The following is a 23,943-nucleotide window of genomic DNA, read 5'->3' as shown; positions in this document are numbered from 1 at the left end:
ACCAAAACCAGCAACATCGTCTACATTTCAAACAGGAATTTCTCATGAGAGGACGGTCATGTTTAAAACACGATTACTTGTTGCGTCTGTTACTTGCCTGGCTTTGTCGGTGAGTTCAGTAACCGCACTGGCCGATCCGGGAAATGGTAATGGCAAAGGGAACGGCAAGGGCGGTTCCCAGAACAGTCAGGGTCACGGCAATCAGGGTGGCAAAAACAAAGGATCCAACTCGGGCAACCGGGACTATGCACCGGTGATCGATCGAAGCGGTGTGCTGACCGTTCTCAGCGGCTACAGAGACTACTGGAGCCCCGGTCCGGCGCTGCCTCCCGGTATTCAAAAGAATCTGGCGCGCGGCAAACCGCTGCCGCCGGGCATCGCCAAAAAACTGGATGGGCGACTGGCGGGGCGCCTGCCTCATTACGACGGATATGAGTGGCAGCAGGCGGGCACCGATTTGATCCTGGTGGCGATTGCGAGCGGGCTTATTTACGAAGTGCTGAATGGCGCTTTCGATTAATCGGTTGCCGGTTCTAAGGCAGCATCTCCAGCAAAGGCCGCGCCGAAGGTCAGGTAACGGATCATGACGGCGGGGCCCTTAGGCAGCATGGCGTCCATGGTCAACCTATCGGACTCGACCACAATATCGTCCGTGGGCACGGCATAGCGACCTCGGTCGAAGCGTATTCCAACCTTTGTTTTTGTTCTGCGTCAGCACTCCTGCACCTGCACGAGCGTATTGTCGCGCCTGCCGTTTGGCAAATTCTGCGGACAGTTTTTAACAGATCAGGTTCACCATTGGTTACAAAGTATGGCTAAAATGCCATCCGATTACCCAATAGCCGCTAACGGCATGGGCTCAAGGAAGTGCCACCGGGATAGTATCTGTATTCATGCCACTGCATAGACCCTGGGCCTCCGGCCGGCAGGCGCGCAGTTTGTTCACTTTTGACGTGTGACGATTTCCGTGAAACTCATCATTGCCGCTATTTATGTCATTTCGATTGCATACGTTCACCTTCGTGGCCGTGTGCGTCACAAACTGGGCCGTCAATTGAGCGATCACTCGACGTTTCTGGCCCCGATCAACTGCTTCCTTTACCTGTTTTCGAAGAAGCCGAACAAACCGTATCTCGATCCGTCCGAGTTTCCGGACCTGAGCCCGTTGCAGGCGCATTGGGAAGAAATTCGCCAGGAAGGGCAGGATCTGCTGCGTGCCGGTGAGATCAAGCGCTCGAATCAGTACGATGACGTCGGTTTCAATTCGTTCTTCAAAAGTGGATGGAAGCGTTTCTACTTGAAATGGTACGGCGAGAGCCATCCGTCGGCGATGAAGCTGTGCCCGCGCACCACTGAGCTGGTGCAGAGCATTGGTTCGATCAAGGCCGCGATGTTCGCCGAGCTGCCACCGGGTTCGAAACTGGTTCGCCACCGTGACCCGTATGCCGGTTCGTACCGCTACCACCTGGGGCTCGACACGCCGAACGACGCCGGTTGCTACATCAATGTCGACGGTGAGAGCTACCACTGGCGCGACGGTGAAGCGGTGATGTTTGATGAGACTTACATCCACTACGCCGAAAACACCACCGACAAAAACCGCATCATCCTGTTCTGCGACATCGAGCGCCCGATGAAATATCGCTGGGCGGCAGCGTTCAACAGCTGGTTCAGCCGTACCGTGATGTCCGCGGCCGGTGCGCCGAACGACGCGGGTGACCGCACTGGTGGGATCAACCGCCTGTTTACCAAAATCTACAAGGTTCGCCTGCGTGGTAAAGAGCTGAAAAAACGTAATCGCGCGCGCTATTACATGGAAAAGTGGGCGATTTTTGGCGGTTTGCTGGCGATCTTCATTTTGATCTGACCGGTGTATCGCGCCTGTTTATGCCATCGCCAGCAGGCTGGCTCCTACAGTGGAATGTGAGTTCAGGAAAGAACGCATTTCAACTGTGGGAGCGATGAGTCTCTCAAAGCCAACCTGTCAGCTTCCTGACAGGAACCGCATCTGATTTACTCCCCCGAGGCCTTTTTGGTCTTTCTCGCCGGGGCTGCCTTACTGGCAGGCTTTTCTTTTGCCTTCGCTTTGGCCGGCGCTTTACCGCCCAGGCTGCGTTTAAGCAACTCGGTCAAGTCGATAACATCCGCAGACTTGCGCTCCTCCTCGCCACCCACGGTCTCGACATCCTCGATCTTGCCTTCGTGGGCCTTTTTCTCAACCAGGGCCATGATCTTGTCTTCAAACTCGTCCTTGTAGTCCTCCGGGCTCCAGTCGCCGCTCATGTCCTGCACAAGACGTTTAGCCATGTCCAGCTCGCCCTTGGCCAGTTGCGGCTTGGTCACCTCGCTGCCCAGTTCCAGTTCGTCGAGGCCGCGCACCTCTTGCGGCCAGCGCAGTTTGACCAGCACCAGCGCCGATTCCAGCGGCATCAGTGCTGCCAGATATTGCCGAGTGTGCAGGACGACGCGGGCGAGGGCGACCTTGTTGGTTTTGCTCAATGTTTCGCGCAGCAGGGCGTAGACCTTGCCGCCGCGCTTGTCAGGTGCGAGATAGTAGGGTGTGTCGATGTTCTGCAGCGGGATCTGCTCGGCATCGACGAAGGAGAAAATGTCGATGGTCTGCGTCGACACCGGGTGCGCCGAGCGGATCTCTTCCTCGCTGAGCACCACGTAGCGACCTTTTTCATAGGCCACACCTTTGACGATGTGCTCCTTGGTGACTTCCTTGCCGGTGACCTTGTTCACCCGTTTGTAGCCCACCGGATCCATGCTGCGGCTGTCGAGCCAGTCAAAGTCCACGCCGTGCGAAGAGGTTGCCGACACCAGCGCGACAGGGATGTGTACCAGTCCGAAACTGATCGCGCCTTTCCAGATTGCCCGAGCCATGGTGAGTTCTCCAAGTGATGATCAGGTGACCTGTGGCGCAGTGTGAAAGTTTCCGGCATTTGCGTGGCGCGCGGCGTTGCCGGTCAAGCCGTGTTACATCTTGTTTAAGGGCGACGGGTTAACAAATCCGAACCCGGGGCGTAGCGTGGACTCGAAGGCTCTATCACCTGTGCACCGCGAGGCCACCCCATGAACCGAATACTGCCAGGCATTATCGTTCTGCTCCTTGGGGCCGGTCTGGCGCATGCCGACGTCGCGGCACCGTCCGCGCCGCTGTTGCTGGCGCAAAGTCCCACCGGCACCAACAACAATCCCTACAACAGCCCGATCCGCCGGGCCAATCCCAACAGCATGCAGGGCACGCAGCCCAGCGCGCCGGCGATTCGCGGGCCGAATACAGTGCCGGTACCCAGTACGCCTACCGTTGGCAACGGTGGGATTGGCAATGGTCAGCAGCAGCGTTCGGTACCGAGTACGCCGCCCAGATTCATCCCCAACCCACCGCCACGCGATGGAGACAGCAACCGTTGAACGGCGGGACTGCGTTCCTGTCAGCCTTTGAAATGAACAAAAGGAATCGTGCATGTTGCGTAAAACCCTTCTAGCCACGCTGTGCGCCGGCGCGCTGATCAGCGCTCCAGCTTTCGCCGCTGCTCCACAAGAGTTGCAAAGCGAGCAGGGCACCCTTGAAGTCACCACGATTACTCAAGGCCTTCAGCACCCTTGGGCGCTGGCGTTTCTGCCGGATCGTCAGGGGATGCTGGTGACCGAGCGTCCGGGCAACCTGCGGGTGATTACACCCGACGGCAAGCGTTCCGAGCCCATCAGTGGCGTGCCGAAGGTCTGGGCCAAGGGCCAGGGCGGTTTGCTCGACGTGGTGCTGTCGCCGGACTTCAAACAGGATCGTCTGGTCTATCTGTCCTACGCCGAGGGCGGTGGTGCCGGGGACAAGGCCGGTACGGCGGTGGGGCGTGGGCGGCTGTCGGATGACCTGAAGACGATCAGCGATTTCAAGGTGATCTTCCGTCAGGAGCCGAAACTCTCGACCGGCAACCACTTCGGCTCACGACTGGTGTTCGACCGCGACGGTTATCTGTTCATCACCCTGGGCGAAAACAACGACCGACCGACCGCGCAGGATCTCGACAAGCTGCAGGGCAAGGTCGTGCGGATCTTCCCCGACGGCAAGGTGCCGGATGACAACCCGTTCGTGGGCCAATCCGGTGTGCGTCCGGAAATCTGGTCGTACGGCCAGCGCAACCCGCAGGGCGCGGCGCTCAATCCGTGGAATGGCACTATCTGGGAAAACGAACACGGCCCCCGTGGCGGCGATGAGGTGAACATCATTGAGCGCGGCAAGAACTACGGTTGGCCGCTGGCGACTCACGGCATCAACTATTCGCTGCAACCGATCCCGGAAGCCAAGGGCAAGAGTGTCGAGGGTGCGGTTGATCCGCACCATGTCTGGGAGAAGTCCCCCGGTGTCAGCGGGATGGCGTTCTATGACGCTGACCGCTTCAAGCCTTGGCAGCAGAACCTGTTTATTGGTGCGCTGGTCAGCCAGGAGCTGATCCGGCTGCAGTTCGATGGCGACAGGGTTGTGCACGAGGAGCGTTTGCTGGGCGACTTGAAACAACGAATTCGCGATGTACGGCAGGGGCCGGACGGGTATCTGTATGTGCTGACGGATGAGCAGGATGGTTCGTTGTACAAAATCGGTCTGAAATAACTTCACTTCAGACACTGAGTTTCAACTGTAGTGAGGGGATTTATCCCCGATGGCCTGTGCAGCAGGCCCTTAAAAATTCAGGAGGGCCCGCTTCGCGCCATCGGGGCGGTGCGACGTTTCGCTAAATCCCCTCACTACAACGGGTCAGCCAGAGATTTCATTCCGGGCATACAAAACCACCGCCGCGCGCAATTTCCCACGCCCAAACCGGCTCATCTTCTCAAACTCGCCATGGCTGACCGGCACATGCTGGCAGTCCATCGGCTGACGATGCTGGCTGTGATCGACATCCGGATCGTGCAGATACACAAAGTCTTCATCGCAGTCGGTCACCATGACCCAGTGCGGTGATTTGGAGCGGGTCAGGCGATAGCTGCTGATCAGCACCAGAGGCTGTCCGCCAGCCTGTAACAACTTCGGCAAATCCAGGTGGGTGCCAATCTGCCGATCGATGTCGGTTTCGTGCATTTGCGCAGTGAACTCCTCGTGCACCAGGCGCATGACGTCTTTTTTATGCTCATCGCGCACGCCATCGAGAAACAACGGTCCGGCCATACTCAGTTGTAGACGCACCCGAAACCCCCGTCGCCAGGCCGCCAGTGCCAAGCCCTGGGGGCTGCAGCCACCATGGCCGGAGGTCATGAACACCGTGGTCGCTTCACGCCAGATCTGCAATTCCTCACGCCGCTCCAGCAAGCGCTCAGGTTGCAGCGCGCCCATGGCCATCAGCAGGCAAGCCGGGCCACAGGTAAATTCAGTGGTTTGCGGGTAATAGGGCACCTTGATGTTGCGCGAATCACGATGCTGAACAATGCGCTTTTCCAGGCGCAGCGCATCGGCGTGGTCCTCGTAGTAATCGTGAATCAACGCAAAGCGTCGGTAGCCGTTGCGCTCGTAAAGCGCGATGGCGGTGGGGTTGTCGATACGCACTTCCAGGCGCAGGTATGCGCAGTCATGCTCGACGGCGCAGGCCTCGATACGTTGCAGCAACTGTTTGCCCAATCCGCTGCCGCGAGCTTCCCCGGCAATGGCGATCGAGTACAGGCGCGCCAGCGAGGTGCCGCGATGAAACAGCACCAGTGCGTAGCCGAGCAATCGACCGTCGATCTCGGCGACCATTAGCTGCGCATGGGCGCGGGTGATCATCCATTGAAAGCTGCGGCTGGTGAGCCGGTCGGTGGTGAAACATTGCATTTCCAGGGCCAGCAGCGCTGGCAGATCTTCAACTACCGCCAAACGAAAAACAGCATTCATATGACCACCGTAAAAGTTGCGTAACGAAACGGGACTTTCGAAAAACTTCGTGCTTAATAGAAATGGTCTTGTTCTCCAACGGATCAATCTCTATGTCAGCGGTACAGGGTCATTGGCGCGAAGTATCCGAGCAAAGTTTGCCGGCGGCAACTTTTTTAAATCCAGCCATCAGAACTTCCAGTCAAGTGTTGATTATCGTCGAACGCAAGGAAGACTGGGCCTCGTACTTTCCCAGCGAGGACATCGTCACGGCTCAGGAATACCTCGAGCAAACCCGTGACAGCGAGCCGGGCAAGCGGGTGCAGGTGATCAATCTGTGCCGCAGCTACAAGTACCTGGGGCACGGTTACTACTGCTCGCTACTGGCTGAAGCCCGCGGCCACAAGGTGATTCCATCGGTGCGCACCATCAGCGAGCTGACCAAAAAATCACTTTACGGTCTGGCACTGGACGATCTCGATAAAACCCTGGAAAAGGCCCTCAGCCATCATCTCTACAGCGATACCGAAGGTTTTACCCTGACACTTTACTTCGGTAAGACGCATATCGAGCCGCTGCAGGATCTGGCTCGACAGTTATTCGAAGTGTTTCCTTGTCCGATCCTGTTAGTTGAGTTTTGTCGAACTAACGGTTGGCACATCGAAGGCATAAAGTCCGGCGCTCTGCATAAGTTGCGTGATGACCAAGAAGATCAGTTCGCCAATGCGCTGGACGGCTTCAGCCGTAAAGTCTGGCGGGCGCCACGCTCGCCACAAGTGGCGCGTTACGACCTGGCGATCCTGCACGATCCGCAGGAAGCCTTGCCGCCATCCAACGCCAAGGCGCTGGAAAACTTCGTGCGGGTCGGCAAACGCATGGGCATCGACGTCGAACTGATCGAGCGCAGGGATTATGCGCGGATCGCCGAGTACGACGGCTTGCTGATCCGCGAGACCACCAGCGTCGACAACCACACCTATCGCTTTGCAAAAAAAGCCGAAAGCGAAGGACTGGTGGTCATGGATGATCCGACGTCGATCCTGCGCTGCACCAACAAGGTGTATCTGACCGACCTGCTCAACAGCCACCAACTGGGCATGCCCGCCACCGAAATTCTCTACAAGGAACGACCGGAAGACTTCGAGCGGGTCGGCGAACGCCTCGGTTTTCCGCTGGTGCTGAAGATCCCCGACGGCTGTTTTTCTCGCGGAGTGATCAAGGTTGAAAGCCAGCAGGCGTTGCTTGAAGCCACCGCTGAACTGTTCGAACACTCGGTGTTGCTGCTGGCTCAGGAGTTTTTCTATACCGAGTACGACTGGCGCATCGGCGTGCTCAACCGCAAACCGATCTTCGCCTGCCAATACTTCATGTCCAAGGGACACTGGCAAATCTACAACCACAAAGCCAAGGGCCAGGACATCAACGGCGAGTGCCGTACCCTGGCCGTTCACGAGGCGCCGCGAGCGGTGGTGGAACTGGCGGTCAAGACCGCCAACCTGATCGGCGATGGCCTCTACGGCGTGGACCTGAAACAGGCCGGCGACAAAGTGGTAGTAATCGAGGTCAACGACAACCCCAACCTCGATGCCGGTATCGAAGACGCCTACTTGCAGGACGATCTGTATTCACTGGTGCTGGAGGAGTTCGTGCGACGGCTGGAGCTCAAGCGTCGCGGCCAGGCCTGGTGACGCGCCGATGATCAGCAGTTTCGCATTGAGTCATGGCGCGCTGCAGCGGGTCGAGCGGCTGGACGCCGAGGTGATGTTGTTCAGCAACCCCGATGCGGCCGAACGCGATTTGCTGCACAGCCACTACAAGGTCGACGAACACGCGCTGGCCTCGGCGCTGGACCCGGACGAGGTCTCGCGAATCGAGTTTCACCCCGATCATTTATTCCTGATCTGGAAACGTCCGGAAAACTATTCCGGCGGTGGCAGCCTGGCGTTTGAAGTGTCGTCCTGTGGCCTGCTGTTTGCGCCCGGGCAACTGCTGGTGATCGCCACCGACGACACGCCGCTGCACGGCATCGGCACACGCCAACCGCTCAATGCACCGCTGGATGTGTTGCTCGATCTGCTGTTCAACAACATCCACCATTACCTTGGCCACCTCAAGGTGATCAAACTGGTGGCCCGCGAGCTGCAACAGAAATTCAACGCCTCGATGCAGAACCAGCACCTGGTGCAGATGTTCAACCTCAGCGAAAGCCTGATCTATTACATCAACGCCCTGCACAGCAACGGCGCGGTGCTGACGCGGCTGCGCAATCACGCGGAAAAACAGCATTTCGGCAGTGAAGCGATCGGGCTGATCGACGACCTGATCATCGAAAACAACCAGTGCTACAAGCAGGCGGAGATCTACTCCACGGTGTTCTCGGGGCTGATCGATGCGCGCGGCAACTTGATGAACAACAGCATGAACAACCTGCTGCGTAAGTTGACGTTGATCAACGTGGTGTTTCTGCCGTTGAACCTGATTGCGAGCATTGGCGGGATGTCCGAGTTCAGCATGATGACGGCAGGCACGCCGTGGTGGATTTCTTACCCGTTGTTTCTGCTGGTGATGTTGTTGGGGGCGGGGGGGATGTTGTTTGGGTTGCGGCGGTTGGCCAAGTGATCTGTGGTAGCTTGCCGACGCCTTCGCTGGCAAGCCAGCTCCCACAGTTTTTTTGGGGGGGGCGCGAACCTTGCAGGCAACTCCAGTCTTTGTGGGAGCTGGCTTGCCAGCGATAGCTATTCAGCAGGAAAAATCAGGCTTAGCTCGCTTGAGTCGCCTCAGCAGACTTCCTCTGCTCCCGAACCCCACGCACCACCAGATACAACAACGGCCCAATCGACACAAATACCGCCGTCAGCAACAGATACGGCACCACCGACCAGACCGACATCCCTCGCGAGCGGGCGTCCTTGACCATCCATACCCCGGCCAGCGTCGCCAGCAGATACAGATCAATCACCACCTGCGCCGTGTCCGGACGCGACATCAGGCTGATACCGAAGTCGATCAACGACTGTTCGGCCTGGAGCATCACCGATACGGTGTAGCCAGTAAACGCAATCAACGCAGTGAGGGGCAGGGCGACAGACATCATGCATTCCTTCCTTGGGTGATGAGCAGAATCGCCAGCCTACCTTCGCATCCGCAAATAAGCCATTGACTCGCTGGCCGCCGCCGGGCTAATTTCAGGCCTATGACTTCCACCGTATTGCGCTGCCAGCCAAGCATTATTACCGCCATTCCTCATTTGGCGGGCTAGCTCACGACTGCAGCACCCAACCCGCCCTAGAGGCGGGTTTTTATTTTCTGTCTCCGGGGTTCTGATCAAAACGTCAGGAGACGACCATGCCGCACAGCCCCGACCAGCAAGCCCTGCTTGAGCAGTACGTGAAAAGGATCCTCGCCGCGCCGGTCTACGACATTGCCGTGCGCACGCCGTTGCAGGCGGCGCCGGCGCTGTCCGAGGCGCTGGGCAACCGGATCCTGCTCAAGCGCGAAGACCTGCAACCGACGTTCTCCTTCAAGATCCGTGGCGCCTACAACAAGCTGGTGCAATTGAGCGATGCGCAGAAAGCACGCGGGGTGATCACCGCTTCGGCGGGCAATCATGCCCAAGGCGTGGCGCTGGCAGCGCGGGAGCTGGGGATCGCGGCGACCATTGTCATGCCCTCGACCACGCCCGAACTCAAGGTGCTTGGGGTGCGAAGTCGGGGCGCCGAGGCGCTGCTGCACGGCGAGAGTTTTCCGTTTGCCCTGGCCCATGCGCTGCAACTCGCCGAGCAGACCGGGCGCACCTTTGTCTCTCCATTCGACGACCCGGACGTGATCGCCGGCCAAGGCACGGTGGCCATGGAAATCCTCCGTCAGCATCAGGGGCCGCTGGATGCGATCTTCGTTCCGGTCGGTGGGGGCGGGCTGATCGCCGGCATCGCGGCGTACGTCAAATACCTGCGACCGGAGGTACGGATCATCGGTGTCGAATCGGAGCATTCGGCCTGCCTGAAGGCGGCGCTGCAAGCGGATGCGCGCGTTGTGTTGCCCAGTGTCGGAACGTTCGCCGATGGCGTGGCGGTGGCGCAGATCGGCGCTTATGGTTTTGAGGTGTGCCGGTTTTGTGTGGACGAAGTGATCACCGCCAGCAATGACGAGCTGTGCGCGGCGATCAAGAATATCTACGACGATACCCGCTCGATCACCGAGCCTTCCGGGGCATTGGCGGTGGCCGGCATCAAGCAATACGTGGCGCGCAGCGGTGTTCGCGGGCAAACCTTCGTCGCGATCGACTCCGGCGCGAATATCAACTTCGACAGCCTGCGCCATGTCGCCGAGCGCGCCGCGATGTGCGGCGTCCCGGCGTGATACCGCTCAGGGCAGCAATGGGCGCAGGAAACTGCGCTCGTAGCTGACGATGAATTTCTTCTGCACCAGTGATTCCACCAGCGCCGTGCTTTCCGGGTCGGTCAGCGCGATGTGCCGGTAGCTTTCGTAATCGGCCAGCGAGGGAAAGCTGAACAGGCAATAAGCGATGTTGCTCGCGCCCTCGGAGGGCAGGAAATAGCCGTGATGCGTGCCGCCCAAGCGCTCGACGATGCCCAGCCAGGCCTTGGCGTAGGCCTCGAATTCGGTCAGTTGGTACGGATCGATCACGTATCGCACATGGCAGGTAATCACGTTTGGCGCTCCCTGTTCAGGTCATTCCGCAATAGCAGTGCCGACCTTGTCCGAAGCCGACCAGATGCGATAGCGCACCTCTACATCTTTCGGGGCGTAGATCACCAGTGGCAGCTTGCTGTTGTAGCGCAGCATGAAGCCGTCACCGACAACCGGGACAAAGGCGCGTTTCTTCGCGGTGCCGGTTGGGCAGGCCATCAGCGTGCTCATCGGGCCAATGACTTTTTCCAGGCGGTAGAACGGATAGCCCCAGCCTTCGAGGTTTTTCTCGTCCAGAGCGCCGCCCAGGCGCTGGCGATTGCAGTCGACTTCCAGGGTTTTGCCGGCGAGCACTTCAACCTGGAAGTTCTCCTCCTGATCCTGTTTGGGCAGGTAGATGACTTGGCGGGTGAAGCCGTTTTCCGCTTTGGGATACGGCGCGACGTCTTCGAGTTTGGCCGCGTGGGCGAGGGTAGACAGGCCGGCAACGAGCAGACCGATTGTCGCGCGAGCGCGTAAAGAACCCATGAAAGCCTCCTGGCGGGTGTAGGGTGGATGTCGGGCATTCTCACTGTCATCAGCGATGAATGCAAACCGGCGTCGACTTGCAAATTGCAGTGCTCGGGAAGGTCAATCTTGCATTTTGCAACTGGCCAACTGCTGGCCACCGTGCCAAGTGCTTGATTTCATGAGGGTCGAAATGACCCGATGAAAGGCACGTTTTATGCGTCGCTTTGGTGCAGCGCACCGGCTTCGGGCGCCTACACTCCAATGGGCATTTCGCAGTACAACCGTTTGCCGCACCAGGGAATCAGCGGGGACACACCCGTGCAGGGGCAGCAAAAGTGGTCAACGTGAAGAGTTGATTGGCAGTTTCATCAATAAGGAGAGGTTCATCATGTTTCTGTCTGCCTTGGAACTACGCAATATCATTGAAAGCAGTTTTCTGCCTAAACGCTGCCAGTGCACGCTGTCACCAGACTTGTCGATGACCGTCAAGGTCTTCGGCGACCACCAGACTGACCAGGTTGATCTGCACGTCAGCGGTATCGACGCCAGCCATCTCAATGGCTGTCGCGAGATCAACGAACTGATTGCCGGCCTGCGCTCGGATCTGGCGCAACAAACCACACCACAGCATTACAGTCCTCGCTCCAGAGCGCTTTAACTCACCGTTTCACCCAGTTCGACCGTCACGCGCCGGGCCTGCACAAAGCCTAGGCCCAGCGCGAACTCGACCAGCACCGCGAGCAGAATCCCGGGGCCGGCGTGGCCGTTCAGCCATTCGCCAAAACCCAGTACCGCCAGACCAAAACAACCGACGATAAACCCGTTGCTCAGGGCATTGCGACCCAGCGACGGCGGCGCGCTGCGCACCAGATAAAACATCACCCCCAACGCCGCAAACAGCACCGCACTGCGCCGTGCAACAAAACCGGCAGCGAACGAATACTCAATGCTCCAGATCGCCAGCAACACCTGCGGGAAAAAGCCCCAAGCCAGCGCCAGCACGAAACACAACAAAGATGTGATGATCGACAACGTGCGAAACGACAACTGCATGGCGAGTCCTTGCGGCAGTGAGAAGTGATCCCGAGCATAACCCTCGAGCCCTTCACCGCCTACCGCAAAGCCGCAAATCAGAGCCTTCTGTCAGTTCTGGAAGCTGCAGGCGTCAGACATTTTCCGGTAGGTGATTTCCGCCGGCTTGCCTGCATTGTCGATGTACTTCATGTCGGCGGTGATGACCTTGCACTGCTGAGTCTGTGGCTCGGTCAGGGAAATCACTTTGTTCACATGCAACGGCATGCCGTACTGATAGGGAACGGGCTGGGTAGCAGCGTTGGTGTCATTGGCCTGAGCCAGCCCGGCGAATGCGCTGCAGGCGAGGGTGGAGGTGAGCAATAGCGTGCGAATGTTCATGAATCGGACTCCCGTGCGACGGAATAAGCGTTCGGCGCCATACAGCCGAACCTGCCGCACTCGGCGCCAGCCAGGGGCTGAGGTGTGCGGTTCAGTACAGTCTTGGACTGCGGCGTTAAGTGATGGTTAACCTGGCTGAACGCCGGCTGTCTGGCAGAGGGAGGATTTCTCGGGGATACGGGGCCGATTCCTACAAGGGGTGATGCCTTGTCTGCTTTCGGCGGTGGGAGCAGGGCGGGTATGGTTTGGCGTCGCTGCAAAATCAGCGGCTCGGGTTTGGTCACCTGAGCACGACACCATTGCAGATGTGCCATCATTTGCGCTGCGGACTTCTATGTCTTTGCAGTGCGCTGTTATGGCGGCTGTGTGCAGGGCGCCTTCGGGCGAGCTGAGTTTTGGCGTTGTCTCAGTTGACCAATCCTGCATGCGGCCGCCTCCCACTGTTTGGTCACGGTACTGGCGGTTACTTTCTAAAATATCGAGTAATCAAAATGCCAACACTAAATCCGCTCCCAAACCGCTATCACCCGCTCAACAGCGGCGTCACCGACAGCGCGCCAATGGTCATCGACACCCAAGCTAACCCCCAAGACATACTCGAGTCCGCCGTCCAGCGCATCCGGGCCTGCAGCGACCTGCTCGAAACCCTGCATTGCATGTGCTTCCGCCATGGTGATGTTCAGGACATTCCACACATTACCCATGCGCTGTACTTGCTGGCGCAGGACGGCAATGATTTGCTGCAGGTGGCACAGCAGCAGATGCTGGATTGGAAGGCGCCGGTTTGATGCCTTGAATGAGAACGGGAGTAGGAATGCGAGTGGGCGGCCCCCACGCCATCTACTCCTCCCGTTTGAACGTTAAGCTAGGTTTTCAACGACTTAGTTTGTCCGGGTAGAACGAAAGTGGTGCGTGAGTCGCCTTCCATTCTTTTGCAAATTTTTTACCTTCTGCAATTTGCTCAGCTGTCATCTTTGCTTCAATTTTCGGTAGCTTACTCTCTACTCTTTCTTGTAAGCCGCCACCGCCGTCTAGCTCCTTCAATGTGTAAACGAGGGCATAACCTTTAACGACATCGAATGGGAATCCATACGTGTCTGGCTCATGAGCAAGGTCAGAACCGTAACCATAAACTGTTGTGGCGTAGCTCGCTAAAGCTGCTTGCTCATTCCAATGACGGAAGCCTTCAATGTCACCTTTTTCATAAAGAAGGGCTCCGTATTCCATCATGGAGGGCGGGTACCCACTCTCAGCTGAAGCTTTGAATAATTTTTCAACCGCTTCCGAGCGTTTCCATGGAAGGAAAAAGCCGTCTCCCTGATTGTAGCTTTTAGCTAATAAATACTGTGAGATTTGATGATTTTTTGCGGCTGCCTTTTCTAGCCAAGTTGTATCGAGCGTTAATTCATACATTATGTACATGGCTTCAGTATTTCCATCTTCAGCCTTAGGCTGAGCGATGCTAGATGCTTGATTCAACCAGTCCGATGGTATTTTGTCTGTGGCAGGGCAGTCTTCTGATAATTTACATAGATCATTTTTTACTCGCCCAAGCTGGATCATTGCATAAAGATCCCCTTGGGTAGCTGCCATTTCATACCACTTTTTCGCTTCAGGATTCATGTAGCTATTTTTTTGCCGTAATGACTCAGCAAGATAATATTGTGCCTCATGGTCTCCAGCCTCTGCTGCTATTCTCAGTAGAGGAGTTGCAGAGATAGTTTTAAACTGATTGTAAAGAGTTATGCCGCGAGACTTCATTGCAAGTTCGTAGTCACTTAGTGCCAGTGCGGTGGGGGCGAAGGTGACCAGCAAAAAGCCTGCGATAGTAATTTTCATGGGAGTTAACGGCTTAGCTTTTCAGGAAAGAATGACAGCGGAGGGTGAGAAAGCGCCCACTTTTTAGAGAGCTCATTTGCTTCTGAGATTTGTGAGCTTGTCAGTTTTGCAGCAATAATTGGGAGTTTGTATTCAACGTTAACTTTCATTCCTCCACCACCATCCAAGATGCGGAGGGAGGATACGAGCGAGTATGCTTTCACAGGATCGTAGGGGAAGCCGAAAGTATCAGGCTCGTGAGCAAGATACGACCCGAAGTTGTAAACCGATTCAGCATTACCTACTAGGGCAGCTTGCTCATTCCAATAACGAAAGCCGTCAACGTCGCCCTTTTCATAAAGCAGAGCTGCGTATTCCATCATCGACTTAGGGTTTCCATTTTCGGAAGATAGCTTGAACCACTTTTCTATTTCTTCAGAACGCTTCCATGGCAAGAAAAAACCTTCACCCTGTTTGTAACCAATTGCGATCCAATATTGTGCTTGCGCATCACCTGCGAGTGCGGCTTTTTTCAGCCATGACTCATCAAGAGTGATCTCATACATTAGGTACATTGCTTCTGCATTGCCGAGTTCAGATTTTTCCTGCGCTATTTTTTTTGCTTGATTCAACCATTCAATAGGTTTTTTTTGAGGTGTCGAGCAGTCTTGAGTGATATCGCACATATCATTTTCAGTACGGCCCAATTGTATCATCGCATATAGATCACCCTGTTGTGCTGACGCCTCATACCACTTTCTTGCCTCAGGATTCATGTAGTGGTTTTTTTTTCTCAATGCTTCTGCTAGGAAATATTGCGCTTCATGATCTCCAGCATCGGAAGCTTTCTGCAAAAAAGGAGTCGCAGATTCGAATTTAAGTTGGTTGTAAAGAATAATACCTTGGCTTTTTGATTGTGCGTCTTCTGTATTTAGTTCTGCTTGTGCTGCGTAGATGTTTGAAAGGGAAAGCATAATAAATAAAAGCAGTCGTACATGCATTTTTTTGTGCTCGTGATAATTTTTAAAGGGTGGGGGCTATGTACTTTACTACTCCCGAAGGGATATATGTTCTTCCTGAGTATTGGGTGCGCTGACAATATGAGTCACGTTTGGCGCCTAGAAGTTTAACGTGGTTCTTATAGCGCGTACGCATCTCTTCTCCGGATACTGATTTAAGACGAAGCACTGGCTCGTTCATAAAGTTGTCAAGAGCTAAACGGCTTTCGCAGTATTTTTGATCTGCATTTGCCGGCTTTAAACCAAATTTATTCATGCACATACAAATTTCTTCAAATTGACTCTGTGCTTTTTCTATAGAACCTTGTTTTTCCGCATTGTTAACAATCCAGCCTAATATGCATTCGACTGCGCGCTGCTGTAGAAGGTAGGCTTCGTCTTCAGTGTATTTGCGTTCTTTTTTATCCGAACTTCCTGAGGAGTCTGAAACCTTAACATTGAACTCGCTTGGCGGACTAATAAGCGTCATCAATAGCGGTCCAAGCGCACCAGGTATCGCATTTACACACCATTCTTCTAATTCGGCTTGTCTGTCATAAGACATAATGGTGTCAGCTATCGCGCCGCCTTTGCCCGTTGCAGTCAAGCTTTCATAAAGCGTCATCACGGCATCAGCACCCATGAGATAAATCATGCGGATATCAAAGCCACCAATGGCCAGAGTATTTAATTTCGAAAGGTACGCGTAGGTTTTATCTTCAATAACAAAGTACGGATTCTGTTTGTTTTTATAAAGTTCTCTACGGAACATGTTAAGCAGTTCAGTGACGGCGTCGTAGCCTACCTCGAATTTGAAGGAGCCTCCAACGCCCGGGCCGGCTATCAATGCGGCCTTGAGCACCAGAATCAGACGGCCCTCGTGCAGGGAAATACTCGCTTCAGCCCTCGCACCGAGACCGGCTGCGGCATTGAGTTCCACGGTCAAGCGCGCAAGGCTAAACCATTCGCTGGCTTTCATTCCTGCGGCTTTACCAGCAACGGGGGCTTTGGTTAGCAAGGCTACTTCGGAAGGTGGAGCCCAGTTCAGCGCTCCGGTGACCATGATCCCGGTTTGCAGACCAGCGAACAGATTGAATGCGGCTTTTGCGCCATCCTGTATCTGTAGATTTTCTGGAGCTTTTTTAATTTGGCCACTTTTCTCAGTTCTTGCGTAGCTGCGCTTATCGGGGTTGCGCACAACCGGTTCGGGAGGCGCTAAATGGAAGCCAGCGTTGCTGACATCCAGTGCAATTTCCGAAGAAAGCAGCAACGATGCTCCGGCGTAGCCCCAAGCCTTCGCGCCTAGATAGAGCGAGAACCGTCCGAGGTTCATCTTCTGCTGTATGTCTTCGGCGTTTCGGTAGGTGATGACGATATCTTTAGCGTTGGCACGGTCTGGCAAGTCGACTTTAAAGAGTTCGACTTCACCCCTTGCAAGGTCAACGGCAAAGGTCGCCTTGGCCGAGGCCTGGAACCCTTCGGCCAGTGTCCAATCTGGCCCCTCTACTTTTGTCGACGAGTGGATGATCTTCGTGGTGGAAGGCATCAGGCAACGAACCAGCTGTGCCTGCGGAGTGATATCGAAAATGCGGAAGGTCTTGCGTACGTTGTCCTTGAACAACACTTGCTGCAATCGATCCCCCCATTCTTTACGCGTACCAGCATTCTCCAGCGCCGTGACCTTGTACTTCTTGCTTTCAAGGTAGGCGTTGAATTTTTCGATCTCGAACCAGCCTTCTGAGGAGAACCAGTCGCTTTCCTGATCCTTGATCCTCAATGCACCTTCGTCTTTCAGCCACTGTCCGAACAAGCTCAGCTCAGTGTCGGTCGCTGCTTTTCCATCGCTATTGCCCGGACGCTTCGCCAGATCTTTGACCTTGGCGCCTACTTTCTTCCAGTCATCCTTTACGGTCTGTTTGAGTCGTGGCAGTGAATACATGCTGAGATAGGTGAGCGGCTTGTTGAGGCTGTCCGCCATGCTCATCTCGGCCAGCGGGAAGCCATTCTTGATCAAACGCTCTTCAGGTCTCGCCTGAAATTGTTCTGGCTCCCACAACAGATGACGGCGAACAGTCGCAGTTTCCACGTTGTTCTCAGCCTGGAGCCGTAGCTTTTCTTTTGACGCCTGCAGCCGGTCCCAGGCGGCACGTTCATTGGTCACAAGGTTGGTGGGCGCCTTGGCTTGTCGACCACTTGCTTCAATCCAGCCTTTGTACTTGGCACTGAGGCGTTCATTGACCTCTTTTTGCTCTTTCTCTAGCGCCAGATACTGCTTGAACAAGTCGACGCCACCCTCGACTGCTCCGCCCTCGGGGATCAATGCAAACTCGGGCAATGCGATTCCGTATTGGGCAACATCGGTGATGGCGTCCAGATAAGCGCTATAGGTCGCTTTCCTTTCCTTGCGTTTGATTTCCTGGTCCCGCACATATGTACACAGCATCAATTGATTATTGGTGCCGCACATCGCGATCTCATCTATTCGCTTTTTGTCCTGAGCGAGCATCGGGGCGAGTTCTGCCGACGTTAACGTGGTGAGATCCTTGTCTTCTAACAACGCCTCTCGTGCTTTCAGATATTTTTGAACGGCTTCACGTGCGGCGATGGCTTTCGGCGCATAAAGGCTGCCGCTTTCGTACGCGTAGCCTTTTTCTTTGGCTGCGGCAATGGCGGTGCGCTTGAGCTTTTGCCATTCACTGTACATGCCGTGCACGCGAGTAGCATCGTCACGGGCGGTCATCATTTCGGTTCTTTTAATCTGATCCTGTTCGAGGCGCGTGAGGGGCGTCGCAGGTGGTGCTGCTTCTGGTGCTGCGGCTTTCCTGCTCTGTTGAGCTTCAAGCAGCGCCGCGTCCAAATTGCTTATGTTGGGATGTTGAGCTTCGATCTCCAACATCCGGGACTTCTCTTCGCCCTCAAGAAAGTTTGCCAGCTTGGGCTCAAGGAAGTACTCCAGGAGACCCGATTCGTAGAGCCCTTTTTTGCGCTCTTCGGGTGATTTGGTGGAGCTGACTTTTTGTTCCAGATCGCTGGAAGCTTCTTTTAGTGCCGAGTTGGTCCGCTCCGGCAGCAGCCAAAATGATTCATTCTCAGTGTCGTAAATTGCGCTGCCATAAACTGTGGAGCAGGGCGTTTTCACTTTGTCGTGATCGCCTGGTGTATCTTCCGGCGCTTCGGGCTGTTCACCGATATCCCGAGGCGGTTTTGCACAAGCTTCATCAGCGACTACTGCTGTTGTGGGTGCTGACTCGGTGTTAGTTGCTGTGCTGATGTTCTGTTCCATTTCGCTTCCATTCATTCTTTACGGACGGGGTCATCAAGCTGCGCTGTTATCGAGTTTCTGCAACTGCTGCACTATGATGAACGACTCTTCCCTGGATTGCAGGATGGCCATTGCCTGTGGCTGCGTTTCGAGCAGCGGGCCGTTGGTGATTTGGCCCAGTTTCAGTAAATGACGACCTTCGTAAATGTTGTGGGCAACCAGCACATTGAGGTTTTCCACGAGGTTGGGCAGTTGTTCGTCGGTAGGTTCACCGTAGGCAGAGTATTGCTCGTCTGCCCAGTAAACCCATCCAAGATGCTCCTGAACCTTTGGCGCTGCTGGTGGCAGGTTGAACGCTGAGACGTCGCCCAGCCATTCAAGTTCCGAAAGGGCTCGCCAACTGAGCCAGCGACCGCGATTGCGCCCGAAGTGAACCGGTGCCGGGCTGTATACGTGTTGCCAAGGGCCGTAGAGCTGATGCGAACTTTCACCGGCGGTGTAGGCCAGCGCGGCCCACAGACTTGGCTTGTGATAACTCAACAGACTTTGACCGCCGGAGCCATCGTTGGCACGCAGGAGCCAGCGGGCGTGTGCAAGTGCTTTGACTGGATCTGCTGTGGTGAGGGCGATGCCGGCAAAGTTCTCTTCGCAGAGACTTGCCGCTTCTGCAGCGAGACGACTGCCCCACGGTGCGACTAGCCAGAGAGGGCCGTCAGCGGCGATTTCGGCGAAGTCGGTGTTGAGGAACAGGCCTTGAGTGTCGACGGGTTCGCCGACCCGGTAGAGGCGGCTCATGGCTTCTGGCTGACGGATGCGATCAATGATGAAACACAGGCTCAGGTCGGAGCTTTCTTTCGGCAAACCCTCGAAGGCGTAGCGCGGCGCTTCGAGGAGGGCGCTCAGTGCTTTTACATGCATGTGCAATCCTTACGGCTGCAAGCGCCGTTGCTTTGTTTGCCGCACAACGGCGTGATACCGGACTCGTTGAGGCGTTTGGGCAGCGGGATGAGCACTTTGCCCGCCTTATCCACATCCGCCACTTTCATCGGCCCTGGCAGCAACGGGGCGGCCGGCGTACCTACGCCCGGCGCACCGCCGGTATTGACCTTCACCTCGGCGCCGCTGATGGTCACGCCACCGGCGTCGACCTTGACGAAGCTGCCGCCGGCTTTGGCGGTCAGTTCCATGGCGCCTTCGACGACGACTTTCTGGCCGGCGTAGTAATGGATTTCGCTGCCGGCTTCGACGAATTGCGCTGTGCCTACTTTGAGGTGCTGGGTGACTGCGACGGTCAGGTGATCATCTGCGCGCATTTCACTGACGCGATTCAAATGGGTGATGCGGTGCTCTTCGACTTTGAATTCGCTGTAGGTGTTGGCCTCAACCGTGTCATGCCGCTCATTGCCCACGCGGATCTTCTGGTCGTGCTCAATGTTCTCGTCCCAATCGCGTTGGGCATGGATGTAGATCTGCTCCACACCCTTTTTGTCTTCAATCCGAAACTCGTTGTAGCCCTTTCCGCCCGGGGAACTGAGGGTTTTGAAGGTGCTGCGGGTTTTGTTTGCCGGCAGGTCGTAGGGGACGACGTTTTCCTTGTGGTACAGGCAGCCGGTGACGAGTGGCTGGTCGGGGTCGCCTTCGAGGAAGGTGACGAGGACTTCCATGCCGATGCGCGGGATGGCGATGCCGCCGTAGGCGGCGCCGGCCCAGCCGCTGGCGACGCGCAGCCAGCAGGTGGTTTTGTCGTCGGACTGGCCGTCGCGGTCCCAGTGGAACTGGACTTTGATGCGGCCGTACTGGTCGCAGTGGATCTCTTCGCCGGCCGGGCCGGTGACGACCGCGGTCTGGCTGCCGAGGACTTTGGGTTTCGGGTGTTCGAGGGCAGGGCGGTAGTGCGCGTCCCACGGGGTGGCGAGGAAGCTGTTGCGGTAGCCCTGGTGGAAATCGCTTTTGTTGTCGGTGACGTCGCTGGTGACGTTTTCACCGAGCACTTGCGGTTGTTTGCCTTCGTGGAAGACTTCCAGCAGCAGCCACAGGTCGTTCCATTCAGCGCGCGGGTGTTCGGCCAAGGTCAGGAAGTGGCCGCTGGTCAGGGTCGGTTCGTCACCTTTGCCTTCGGCGAGTTTGTAGTCGCTGCGATGGCGTTCGAGGGCGCGGGTCGAGAGGAATTTGCCGCGCTCGCGGGTGGTGAAACGACCGGGGTAATCGTAGTCCTCAAGATCCGGGGCGAACTCGGATTTTACCGCGCCTTCGGGCAGGATCTTCGGTTTTTCGAAGTCGTAATCGCGGCGGCTGACGCGCGTGGTGCGGGTTTCCAGGCGCAGGTTGAAGCGCTTGATCACCGGTTTATCGGCGCTCATGCCGGAGTCTTGCTGGTAGCTCACGGCCTTGAGTTTGCGGAACACCGTCTGATCGTCGCCGAACACCAGTTTGTGCCCGCTGCTGCTGTGCTGGAAGTGGAAGTGAATGCCTTCCTCTTCGCACAGGCGCTGGATGAAATGCAGGTCGGACTCGTCGTACTGCACGCAGTAATCGCGCTGCGGATACTCGGCGTTGAGCTGGAAGCTGTAGGCGTCGGCCAGAATGCCGCGATCTTCCAGCACCTGGGCGATGATCTTAGGCACCGTGAGGTTCTGGAAAATCTGCTGGTCATGGTTGTGCCGCAGATAGGCCAGCTGCGGCACCAGGCTGATGCTGTAACGGGTCAGGGTCTTGCCGGAATCGCCTTGTTCGATGCGATACACCAGGCCATGAATCTTGCCTTCGCCGGTGGCGCCGAAGGTCAGGACGCCGGGCTTGTGCAGCAGCTCTTCGAGTTTGAGGTCGGGGCGGGCGCTGACCAGTTCGAGGTCGAAACGGAAAGGCTCGTTGAGGGCTTCGCGACCGGTGAAGCTGAGCACTTGCAGGTCGGCGGAGGCGCCTTCGAGGGTAAGGGTAATGTGGGTAGCGTTGGCGTCCAGCATGCCTTGAATTCCGTCCATTGAATAAGCAGGTGACGGATGATGGAGGATTAAACCGCCTCGTTCAAGGCGCAAATGCCGTAGAGAGGGGGCCCGCGGGGTATAGGGAAAACCCCTATGCCGGCGTTTAAACCCAATGAAACCGGGGGCTTCGCAGTCGTGAGCCCTTGGTCAGCGCATGATTTGAGCCAATCGCAGGCCGAAGAATCGCCAGTCAGTTTCAGACTAAAGTCGCCTTCAACCCGTAAAAGCCATCTGCCATCATTGCAACTCACCCCTGCGTGTCCACTTCTTCCCGGCTGTTTTTGACCCGGGACGGGAGCTATTTTTCTGGCTGACTGCGCCCCGGCGCAAACGCTGTACTGTTGGAGTTTTTCATGCGTCCCCCATTCCCTCTCATCACCCCGCGCCAGTCGTTTGGCTTCGGAGCCGTTGTGCTGTGCGCCGGTTTTGCCGCGCAGGTTCAGGCCAGCGGTTTTCTCGAAGACACCACGGCGAAAATCGAATCGCGCACGGTGTACTTCAACCGCGATTTCCGTGATGGGCATACCTCCAGTGACCAGGGCGCTTCCAAGCGTGAAGAGTCGGCGCAAGGCTTTATTCTGAATCTGCAATCGGGTTACACCGAGGGCACGATCGGCTTCGGTATCGATGCGCTGGGCATGCTCGGTTTTCAGCTCGACTCCAGCCCTGATCGCAGCAACAGCGGCTTGTTGCCATCCAGCGGCGACAACCCGCGCGGCTCGAAGGGCCAGTACTCGAAAATGGGCCTGACCGCCAAGGTCAAGGTTTCGGACACGGTATTGAAGTACGGCGCGCTGCTGCCGGATCTGCCGTTGCTCAAGTACAACGACGGCCGCTTGCTGCCGACCATGTTCAACGGTGCGATGCTGACCTCTAAAGAAGTGAAGGATCTGACCTTCATGGCCGCGCGTCTGGACAAGTACACCGCGCGCGATTCCACCGACTCGCAAGACATCCGCGTGCACTGCAAGAACAAGCGCTACGCCTGCAACACCACCGCCGATCATTTCGACATGTACGGCTTCGACTACAAGATCAACGATCGCCTGACCGCGCAGTACCACTACGCCGAACTGGAAGACATCTACCGCCAGCACTTTGTGGGTCTGTTGGCTAACCAGCCGCTGGGTGACGGTGTGCTGAAGGCCGATCTGCGTTTGCTGAAAAGCGCCGACAGCGGTGATGCCAAGGCCGGCTCCATCGACAACCGCGCCTTGAGCGGCATGCTCTCGTACGGCATCAGCGGCCACACCTTCAGCGCCGGCTGGCAGCGCATGAACGGCGACAACTCGATGCCGTACCTCGATGGCAGTAACCCGTATCTGGTCAACTACGTGCAGGTCAACGACTTCGCCGCGGCGCAGGAGCGCTCCTGGCAGCTGCGTTATGACTATGACTTCAAGGCCATCGGCATCAACGGCCTGAGCTTCCTGACCCGCTATGTCAACGGTGATCACATCAAGGTCCCGGGCAGTGATCAGGAGGGCAAAGAGTGGGAACGCGACAGCGAGTTGAAGTACGTGATCCAGACGGGCACGTTCAAGGATGTCAGCCTGCGCCTGCGCAATGCGACTTACCGCACCAACTATGAAAAGTTTGCCCGGGATGTGGATGAGACCCGGTTGATTGTGAGTTACAACTTTTCGGTGTTGTAACCCTGAGAACTATGGCGCCTGGATGACCGCTATCGCGAGCAGGCTCACTCCTACAAAGGGATTTAGGCAGACGGCGATAGCGTGTTCGCCATCGATCCCTTGTAGGAGTGAGCCTGCTCGCGATTGGGCCTGATAGTCATCCCTACAACCAATGCCAGAACCGGCTCCAGAAGCCGCGATTCAGATCTTCCTTGCACCCGGCATACTGCCGCGCATACACGTCGGAGCGCGCCTGCACCTTGCGCGCAGTCGGCATCAGCCAGGCCTTGCTGGCGTAGGTCTTGTTGCGGAAACCGCCCCAGCCTTCGTGGTAGTTCAGGTACTGGTTGTAGGCGTCGTACTTGTACACGCCGTTGATCGAAGTGGTCTTGTCCATGTACCAGCCGACGAAATCGATGGCGTCATCGAAGTCTTCGCGGTCGGCCCAGTTGCGCCCGGTACTCTTCTGGTAGTCGGCCCAGACTTCATCTTTGGCCTGGGCATAGCCGGCGGCTGTCGATACCCGGCCCCACGGAATCACCCACAACAGGTATTTGCGCGGTGTTTTGGCGTCGTAGCGGTAGCCGGACTCCTGATACATGATCGCGAAGGGCACCTGGATCGGCACGCCCCAGCGTTTCTGCGTGACTTGCGCCGCGTCGTACCAGTCGCTTTTCTCGCGGAAGATCTCGCAAATGTCTTCCGGCGAACGCGGCGGCGAGGTGCCGCAGCCGCTGACTAATCCCGCCAGTATCAAAAGTCCCGCCGTCCGCCCCGACATCAAACCGTCATCCCCATGCGCGCAAAAAGGCCGACAGTCTACGCG

At 56.5% G+C, this 23,943-nt stretch carries 22 protein-coding genes and 1 pseudogene; 10 read left to right on the top strand and 13 right to left on the bottom strand.

The features are described from left to right. Positions 1–58 precede the first annotated feature (58 nt). Both QRN61_RS17475 and lpxO read left to right on the top strand, forming a co-directional pair. A complete protein-coding gene (locus tag QRN61_RS17475) occupies positions 59–520 on the top strand; it encodes an anti-virulence regulator CigR family protein (protein WP_150368371.1) in 462 nt (153 codons plus the stop codon). A gap of 447 nt (positions 521–967) precedes the next feature. Then, positions 968–1,867: a lipid A hydroxylase LpxO gene (gene lpxO, locus QRN61_RS17470; protein WP_027612715.1), complete on the top strand. Its 900-nt coding sequence runs from the start codon at positions 968–970 to the stop codon at positions 1,865–1,867. A 146-nt stretch (positions 1,868–2,013) separates the two neighbouring features. Here lpxO and ku read toward each other — a convergent pair whose 3' ends face one another. Then, complete coding sequence (ku, locus tag QRN61_RS17465; RefSeq protein WP_027612716.1) at positions 2,014–2,886, bottom strand: non-homologous end joining protein Ku; 873 nt, start codon at positions 2,884–2,886, stop codon at positions 2,014–2,016. A gap of 189 nt (positions 2,887–3,075) precedes the next feature. Here ku and QRN61_RS17460 point away from each other — a divergent pair, with 189 nt between their 5' ends. Both QRN61_RS17460 and QRN61_RS17455 read left to right on the top strand, forming a co-directional pair. Beyond that, a complete protein-coding gene (locus QRN61_RS17460; RefSeq protein ID WP_027612717.1) occupies positions 3,076–3,417 on the top strand; it encodes a hypothetical protein in 342 nt (113 codons plus the stop codon). Positions 3,418–3,469: 52 nt separating this feature from the next. Continuing rightward, positions 3,470–4,615, top strand: coding sequence for a PQQ-dependent sugar dehydrogenase (locus QRN61_RS17455; protein WP_150368370.1), 1,146 nt, complete (start codon positions 3,470–3,472; stop codon positions 4,613–4,615). Positions 4,616–4,759: 144 nt separating this feature from the next. On the opposite strand, the gene rimI is transcribed toward QRN61_RS17455, so the two are convergent. Then, positions 4,760–5,869 (bottom strand): ribosomal protein S18-alanine N-acetyltransferase, encoded by a 1,110-nt coding sequence (gene rimI / locus QRN61_RS17450; protein WP_150368369.1) that lies wholly within the window; start codon positions 5,867–5,869, stop codon positions 4,760–4,762. 92 nt (positions 5,870–5,961) lie between these two features. Here rimI and QRN61_RS17445 point away from each other — a divergent pair, with 92 nt between their 5' ends. After that, complete coding sequence (locus QRN61_RS17445) at positions 5,962–7,536, top strand: RimK family ATP-grasp domain-containing protein (protein ID WP_285374329.1); 1,575 nt, start codon at positions 5,962–5,964, stop codon at positions 7,534–7,536. Positions 7,537–7,543: 7 nt separating this feature from the next. Next, positions 7,544–8,467 carry a magnesium transporter CorA family protein gene (locus QRN61_RS17440; protein ID WP_103367005.1) on the top strand — a complete coding sequence of 308 codons (924 nt, stop codon included), beginning with the start codon at positions 7,544–7,546 and terminating at the stop codon, positions 8,465–8,467. 139 nt (positions 8,468–8,606) lie between these two features. Here QRN61_RS17440 and QRN61_RS17435 read toward each other — a convergent pair whose 3' ends face one another. Beyond that, a complete protein-coding gene (locus QRN61_RS17435; RefSeq protein ID WP_150368368.1) occupies positions 8,607–8,942 on the bottom strand; it encodes a DUF2834 domain-containing protein in 336 nt (111 codons plus the stop codon). Positions 8,943–9,193: 251 nt separating this feature from the next. On the opposite strand from QRN61_RS17435, the pseudogene ilvA reads away from it, so the two are divergent. After that, a pseudogene (ilvA, locus tag QRN61_RS17430) lies at positions 9,194–10,189 on the top strand (threonine ammonia-lyase, biosynthetic); the annotation flags it as partial. A gap of 24 nt (positions 10,190–10,213) precedes the next feature. Here the strand turns inward: ilvA and QRN61_RS17425 are convergent. Both QRN61_RS17425 and eco read right to left on the bottom strand, forming a co-directional pair. Next, positions 10,214–10,519 carry an NIPSNAP family protein gene (locus tag QRN61_RS17425; RefSeq protein WP_003225174.1) on the bottom strand — a complete coding sequence of 102 codons (306 nt, stop codon included), beginning with the start codon at positions 10,517–10,519 and terminating at the stop codon, positions 10,214–10,216. Positions 10,520–10,540: 21 nt separating this feature from the next. Further along, positions 10,541–11,026 carry a serine protease inhibitor ecotin gene (gene eco, locus QRN61_RS17420; RefSeq protein ID WP_285374328.1) on the bottom strand — a complete coding sequence of 162 codons (486 nt, stop codon included), beginning with the start codon at positions 11,024–11,026 and terminating at the stop codon, positions 10,541–10,543. Positions 11,027–11,396: 370 nt separating this feature from the next. Between eco and QRN61_RS17415 the strand changes: the two genes are divergently transcribed. After that, on the top strand, positions 11,397–11,666 hold the full coding sequence (locus tag QRN61_RS17415; protein ID WP_007964586.1) for a DUF1652 domain-containing protein: 270 nt from the start codon (positions 11,397–11,399) through the stop codon (positions 11,664–11,666). Here the strand turns inward: QRN61_RS17415 and QRN61_RS17410 are convergent. Continuing rightward, positions 11,663–12,061, bottom strand: a complete 399-nt coding sequence (locus QRN61_RS17410) for a hypothetical protein (RefSeq protein ID WP_134786482.1) — start codon at positions 12,059–12,061, stop codon at positions 11,663–11,665. The two genes, QRN61_RS17415 and QRN61_RS17410, sit on opposite strands and share 4 nt — an antisense overlap. 90 nt (positions 12,062–12,151) lie before the next feature. Beyond that, the gene (locus QRN61_RS17405) at positions 12,152–12,421 is read right to left on the bottom strand and encodes a DUF2790 domain-containing protein (RefSeq protein WP_285374327.1); all 270 of its coding nucleotides are present in this window, start codon (positions 12,419–12,421) and stop codon (positions 12,152–12,154) included. A 491-nt stretch (positions 12,422–12,912) separates the two neighbouring features. Here QRN61_RS17405 and QRN61_RS17400 point away from each other — a divergent pair, with 491 nt between their 5' ends. Further along, a complete protein-coding gene (locus tag QRN61_RS17400) occupies positions 12,913–13,209 on the top strand; it encodes a hypothetical protein (protein WP_103367010.1) in 297 nt (98 codons plus the stop codon). 85 nt (positions 13,210–13,294) lie between these two features. Here QRN61_RS17400 and QRN61_RS17395 read toward each other — a convergent pair whose 3' ends face one another. From QRN61_RS17395 to QRN61_RS17375, 5 genes are read right to left on the bottom strand one after another with little or no spacing between them, the layout of a single operon-like run. After that, entirely contained in the window at positions 13,295–14,260 is a 966-nt protein-coding gene (locus QRN61_RS17395; protein ID WP_225135069.1) for a tetratricopeptide repeat protein, read from the bottom strand. A gap of 5 nt (positions 14,261–14,265) precedes the next feature. Further along, a complete protein-coding gene (locus QRN61_RS17390; RefSeq protein ID WP_103367011.1) occupies positions 14,266–15,240 on the bottom strand; it encodes a tetratricopeptide repeat protein in 975 nt (324 codons plus the stop codon). A 22-nt stretch (positions 15,241–15,262) separates the two neighbouring features. Next, positions 15,263–18,520: a hypothetical protein gene (locus QRN61_RS17385; RefSeq protein ID WP_150368364.1), complete on the bottom strand. Its 3,258-nt coding sequence runs from the start codon at positions 18,518–18,520 to the stop codon at positions 15,263–15,265. Between the two features lie 33 nt (positions 18,521–18,553). Further along, entirely contained in the window at positions 18,554–19,417 is an 864-nt protein-coding gene (locus QRN61_RS17380) for a DUF4123 domain-containing protein (protein ID WP_285374326.1), read from the bottom strand. Then, entirely contained in the window at positions 19,408–21,462 is a 2,055-nt protein-coding gene (locus tag QRN61_RS17375; protein WP_150368362.1) for a type VI secretion system Vgr family protein, read from the bottom strand. Before QRN61_RS17375 ends, QRN61_RS17380 begins: the two co-directional genes overlap by 10 nt. Before the next feature lie 374 nt (positions 21,463–21,836). Between QRN61_RS17375 and QRN61_RS17370 the strand changes: the two genes are divergently transcribed. Then, positions 21,837–23,138 (top strand): OprD family porin, encoded by a 1,302-nt coding sequence (locus tag QRN61_RS17370; protein WP_285374325.1) that lies wholly within the window; start codon positions 21,837–21,839, stop codon positions 23,136–23,138. A 142-nt stretch (positions 23,139–23,280) separates the two neighbouring features. On the opposite strand, the gene QRN61_RS17365 is transcribed toward QRN61_RS17370, so the two are convergent. Continuing rightward, positions 23,281–23,898 carry a transglycosylase SLT domain-containing protein gene (locus tag QRN61_RS17365; RefSeq protein ID WP_430962652.1) on the bottom strand — a complete coding sequence of 206 codons (618 nt, stop codon included), beginning with the start codon at positions 23,896–23,898 and terminating at the stop codon, positions 23,281–23,283. Positions 23,899–23,943: the final 45 nt, after the last annotated feature.

Source organism: Pseudomonas sp. lyk4-TYG-107 (assembly GCF_030209055.1).
In the GTDB taxonomy this organism is placed as follows: domain Bacteria; phylum Pseudomonadota; class Gammaproteobacteria; order Pseudomonadales; family Pseudomonadaceae; genus Aquipseudomonas; species Aquipseudomonas putida_A.
This window is presented reverse-complemented; position numbering and strand designations above follow the sequence as displayed.

Coding starts and splice junctions, on each gene's coding strand:
- QRN61_RS17475 (WP_150368371.1), top strand. CDS start 59: ATGTTTAAAACACGATTACTTGTTGCGTCTGTTACTTGCCTGGCTTTG.
- ku (WP_027612716.1), bottom strand. CDS start 2,886: ATGGCTCGGGCAATCTGGAAAGGCGCGATCAGTTTCGGACTGGTACAC.
- QRN61_RS17460 (WP_027612717.1), top strand. CDS start 3,076: ATGAACCGAATACTGCCAGGCATTATCGTTCTGCTCCTTGGGGCCGGT.
- QRN61_RS17455 (WP_150368370.1), top strand. CDS start 3,470: ATGTTGCGTAAAACCCTTCTAGCCACGCTGTGCGCCGGCGCGCTGATC.
- rimI (WP_150368369.1), bottom strand. CDS start 5,869: ATGAATGCTGTTTTTCGTTTGGCGGTAGTTGAAGATCTGCCAGCGCTG.
- QRN61_RS17445 (WP_285374329.1), top strand. CDS start 5,962: ATGTCAGCGGTACAGGGTCATTGGCGCGAAGTATCCGAGCAAAGTTTG.
- QRN61_RS17440 (WP_103367005.1), top strand. CDS start 7,544: ATGATCAGCAGTTTCGCATTGAGTCATGGCGCGCTGCAGCGGGTCGAG.
- QRN61_RS17435 (WP_150368368.1), bottom strand. CDS start 8,942: ATGATGTCTGTCGCCCTGCCCCTCACTGCGTTGATTGCGTTTACTGGC.
- eco (WP_285374328.1), bottom strand. CDS start 11,026: ATGGGTTCTTTACGCGCTCGCGCGACAATCGGTCTGCTCGTTGCCGGC.
- QRN61_RS17415 (WP_007964586.1), top strand. CDS start 11,397: ATGTTTCTGTCTGCCTTGGAACTACGCAATATCATTGAAAGCAGTTTT.
- QRN61_RS17410 (WP_134786482.1), bottom strand. CDS start 12,061: ATGCAGTTGTCGTTTCGCACGTTGTCGATCATCACATCTTTGTTGTGT.
- QRN61_RS17405 (WP_285374327.1), bottom strand. CDS start 12,421: ATGAACATTCGCACGCTATTGCTCACCTCCACCCTCGCCTGCAGCGCA.
- QRN61_RS17400 (WP_103367010.1), top strand. CDS start 12,913: ATGCCAACACTAAATCCGCTCCCAAACCGCTATCACCCGCTCAACAGC.
- QRN61_RS17395 (WP_225135069.1), bottom strand. CDS start 14,260: ATGAAAATTACTATCGCAGGCTTTTTGCTGGTCACCTTCGCCCCCACC.
- QRN61_RS17390 (WP_103367011.1), bottom strand. CDS start 15,240: ATGCATGTACGACTGCTTTTATTTATTATGCTTTCCCTTTCAAACATC.
- QRN61_RS17385 (WP_150368364.1), bottom strand. CDS start 18,520: ATGGAACAGAACATCAGCACAGCAACTAACACCGAGTCAGCACCCACA.
- QRN61_RS17380 (WP_285374326.1), bottom strand. CDS start 19,417: ATGCATGTAAAAGCACTGAGCGCCCTCCTCGAAGCGCCGCGCTACGCC.
- QRN61_RS17375 (WP_150368362.1), bottom strand. CDS start 21,462: ATGCTGGACGCCAACGCTACCCACATTACCCTTACCCTCGAAGGCGCC.
- QRN61_RS17370 (WP_285374325.1), top strand. CDS start 21,837: ATGCGTCCCCCATTCCCTCTCATCACCCCGCGCCAGTCGTTTGGCTTC.
- QRN61_RS17365 (WP_430962652.1), bottom strand. CDS start 23,898: ATGTCGGGGCGGACGGCGGGACTTTTGATACTGGCGGGATTAGTCAGC.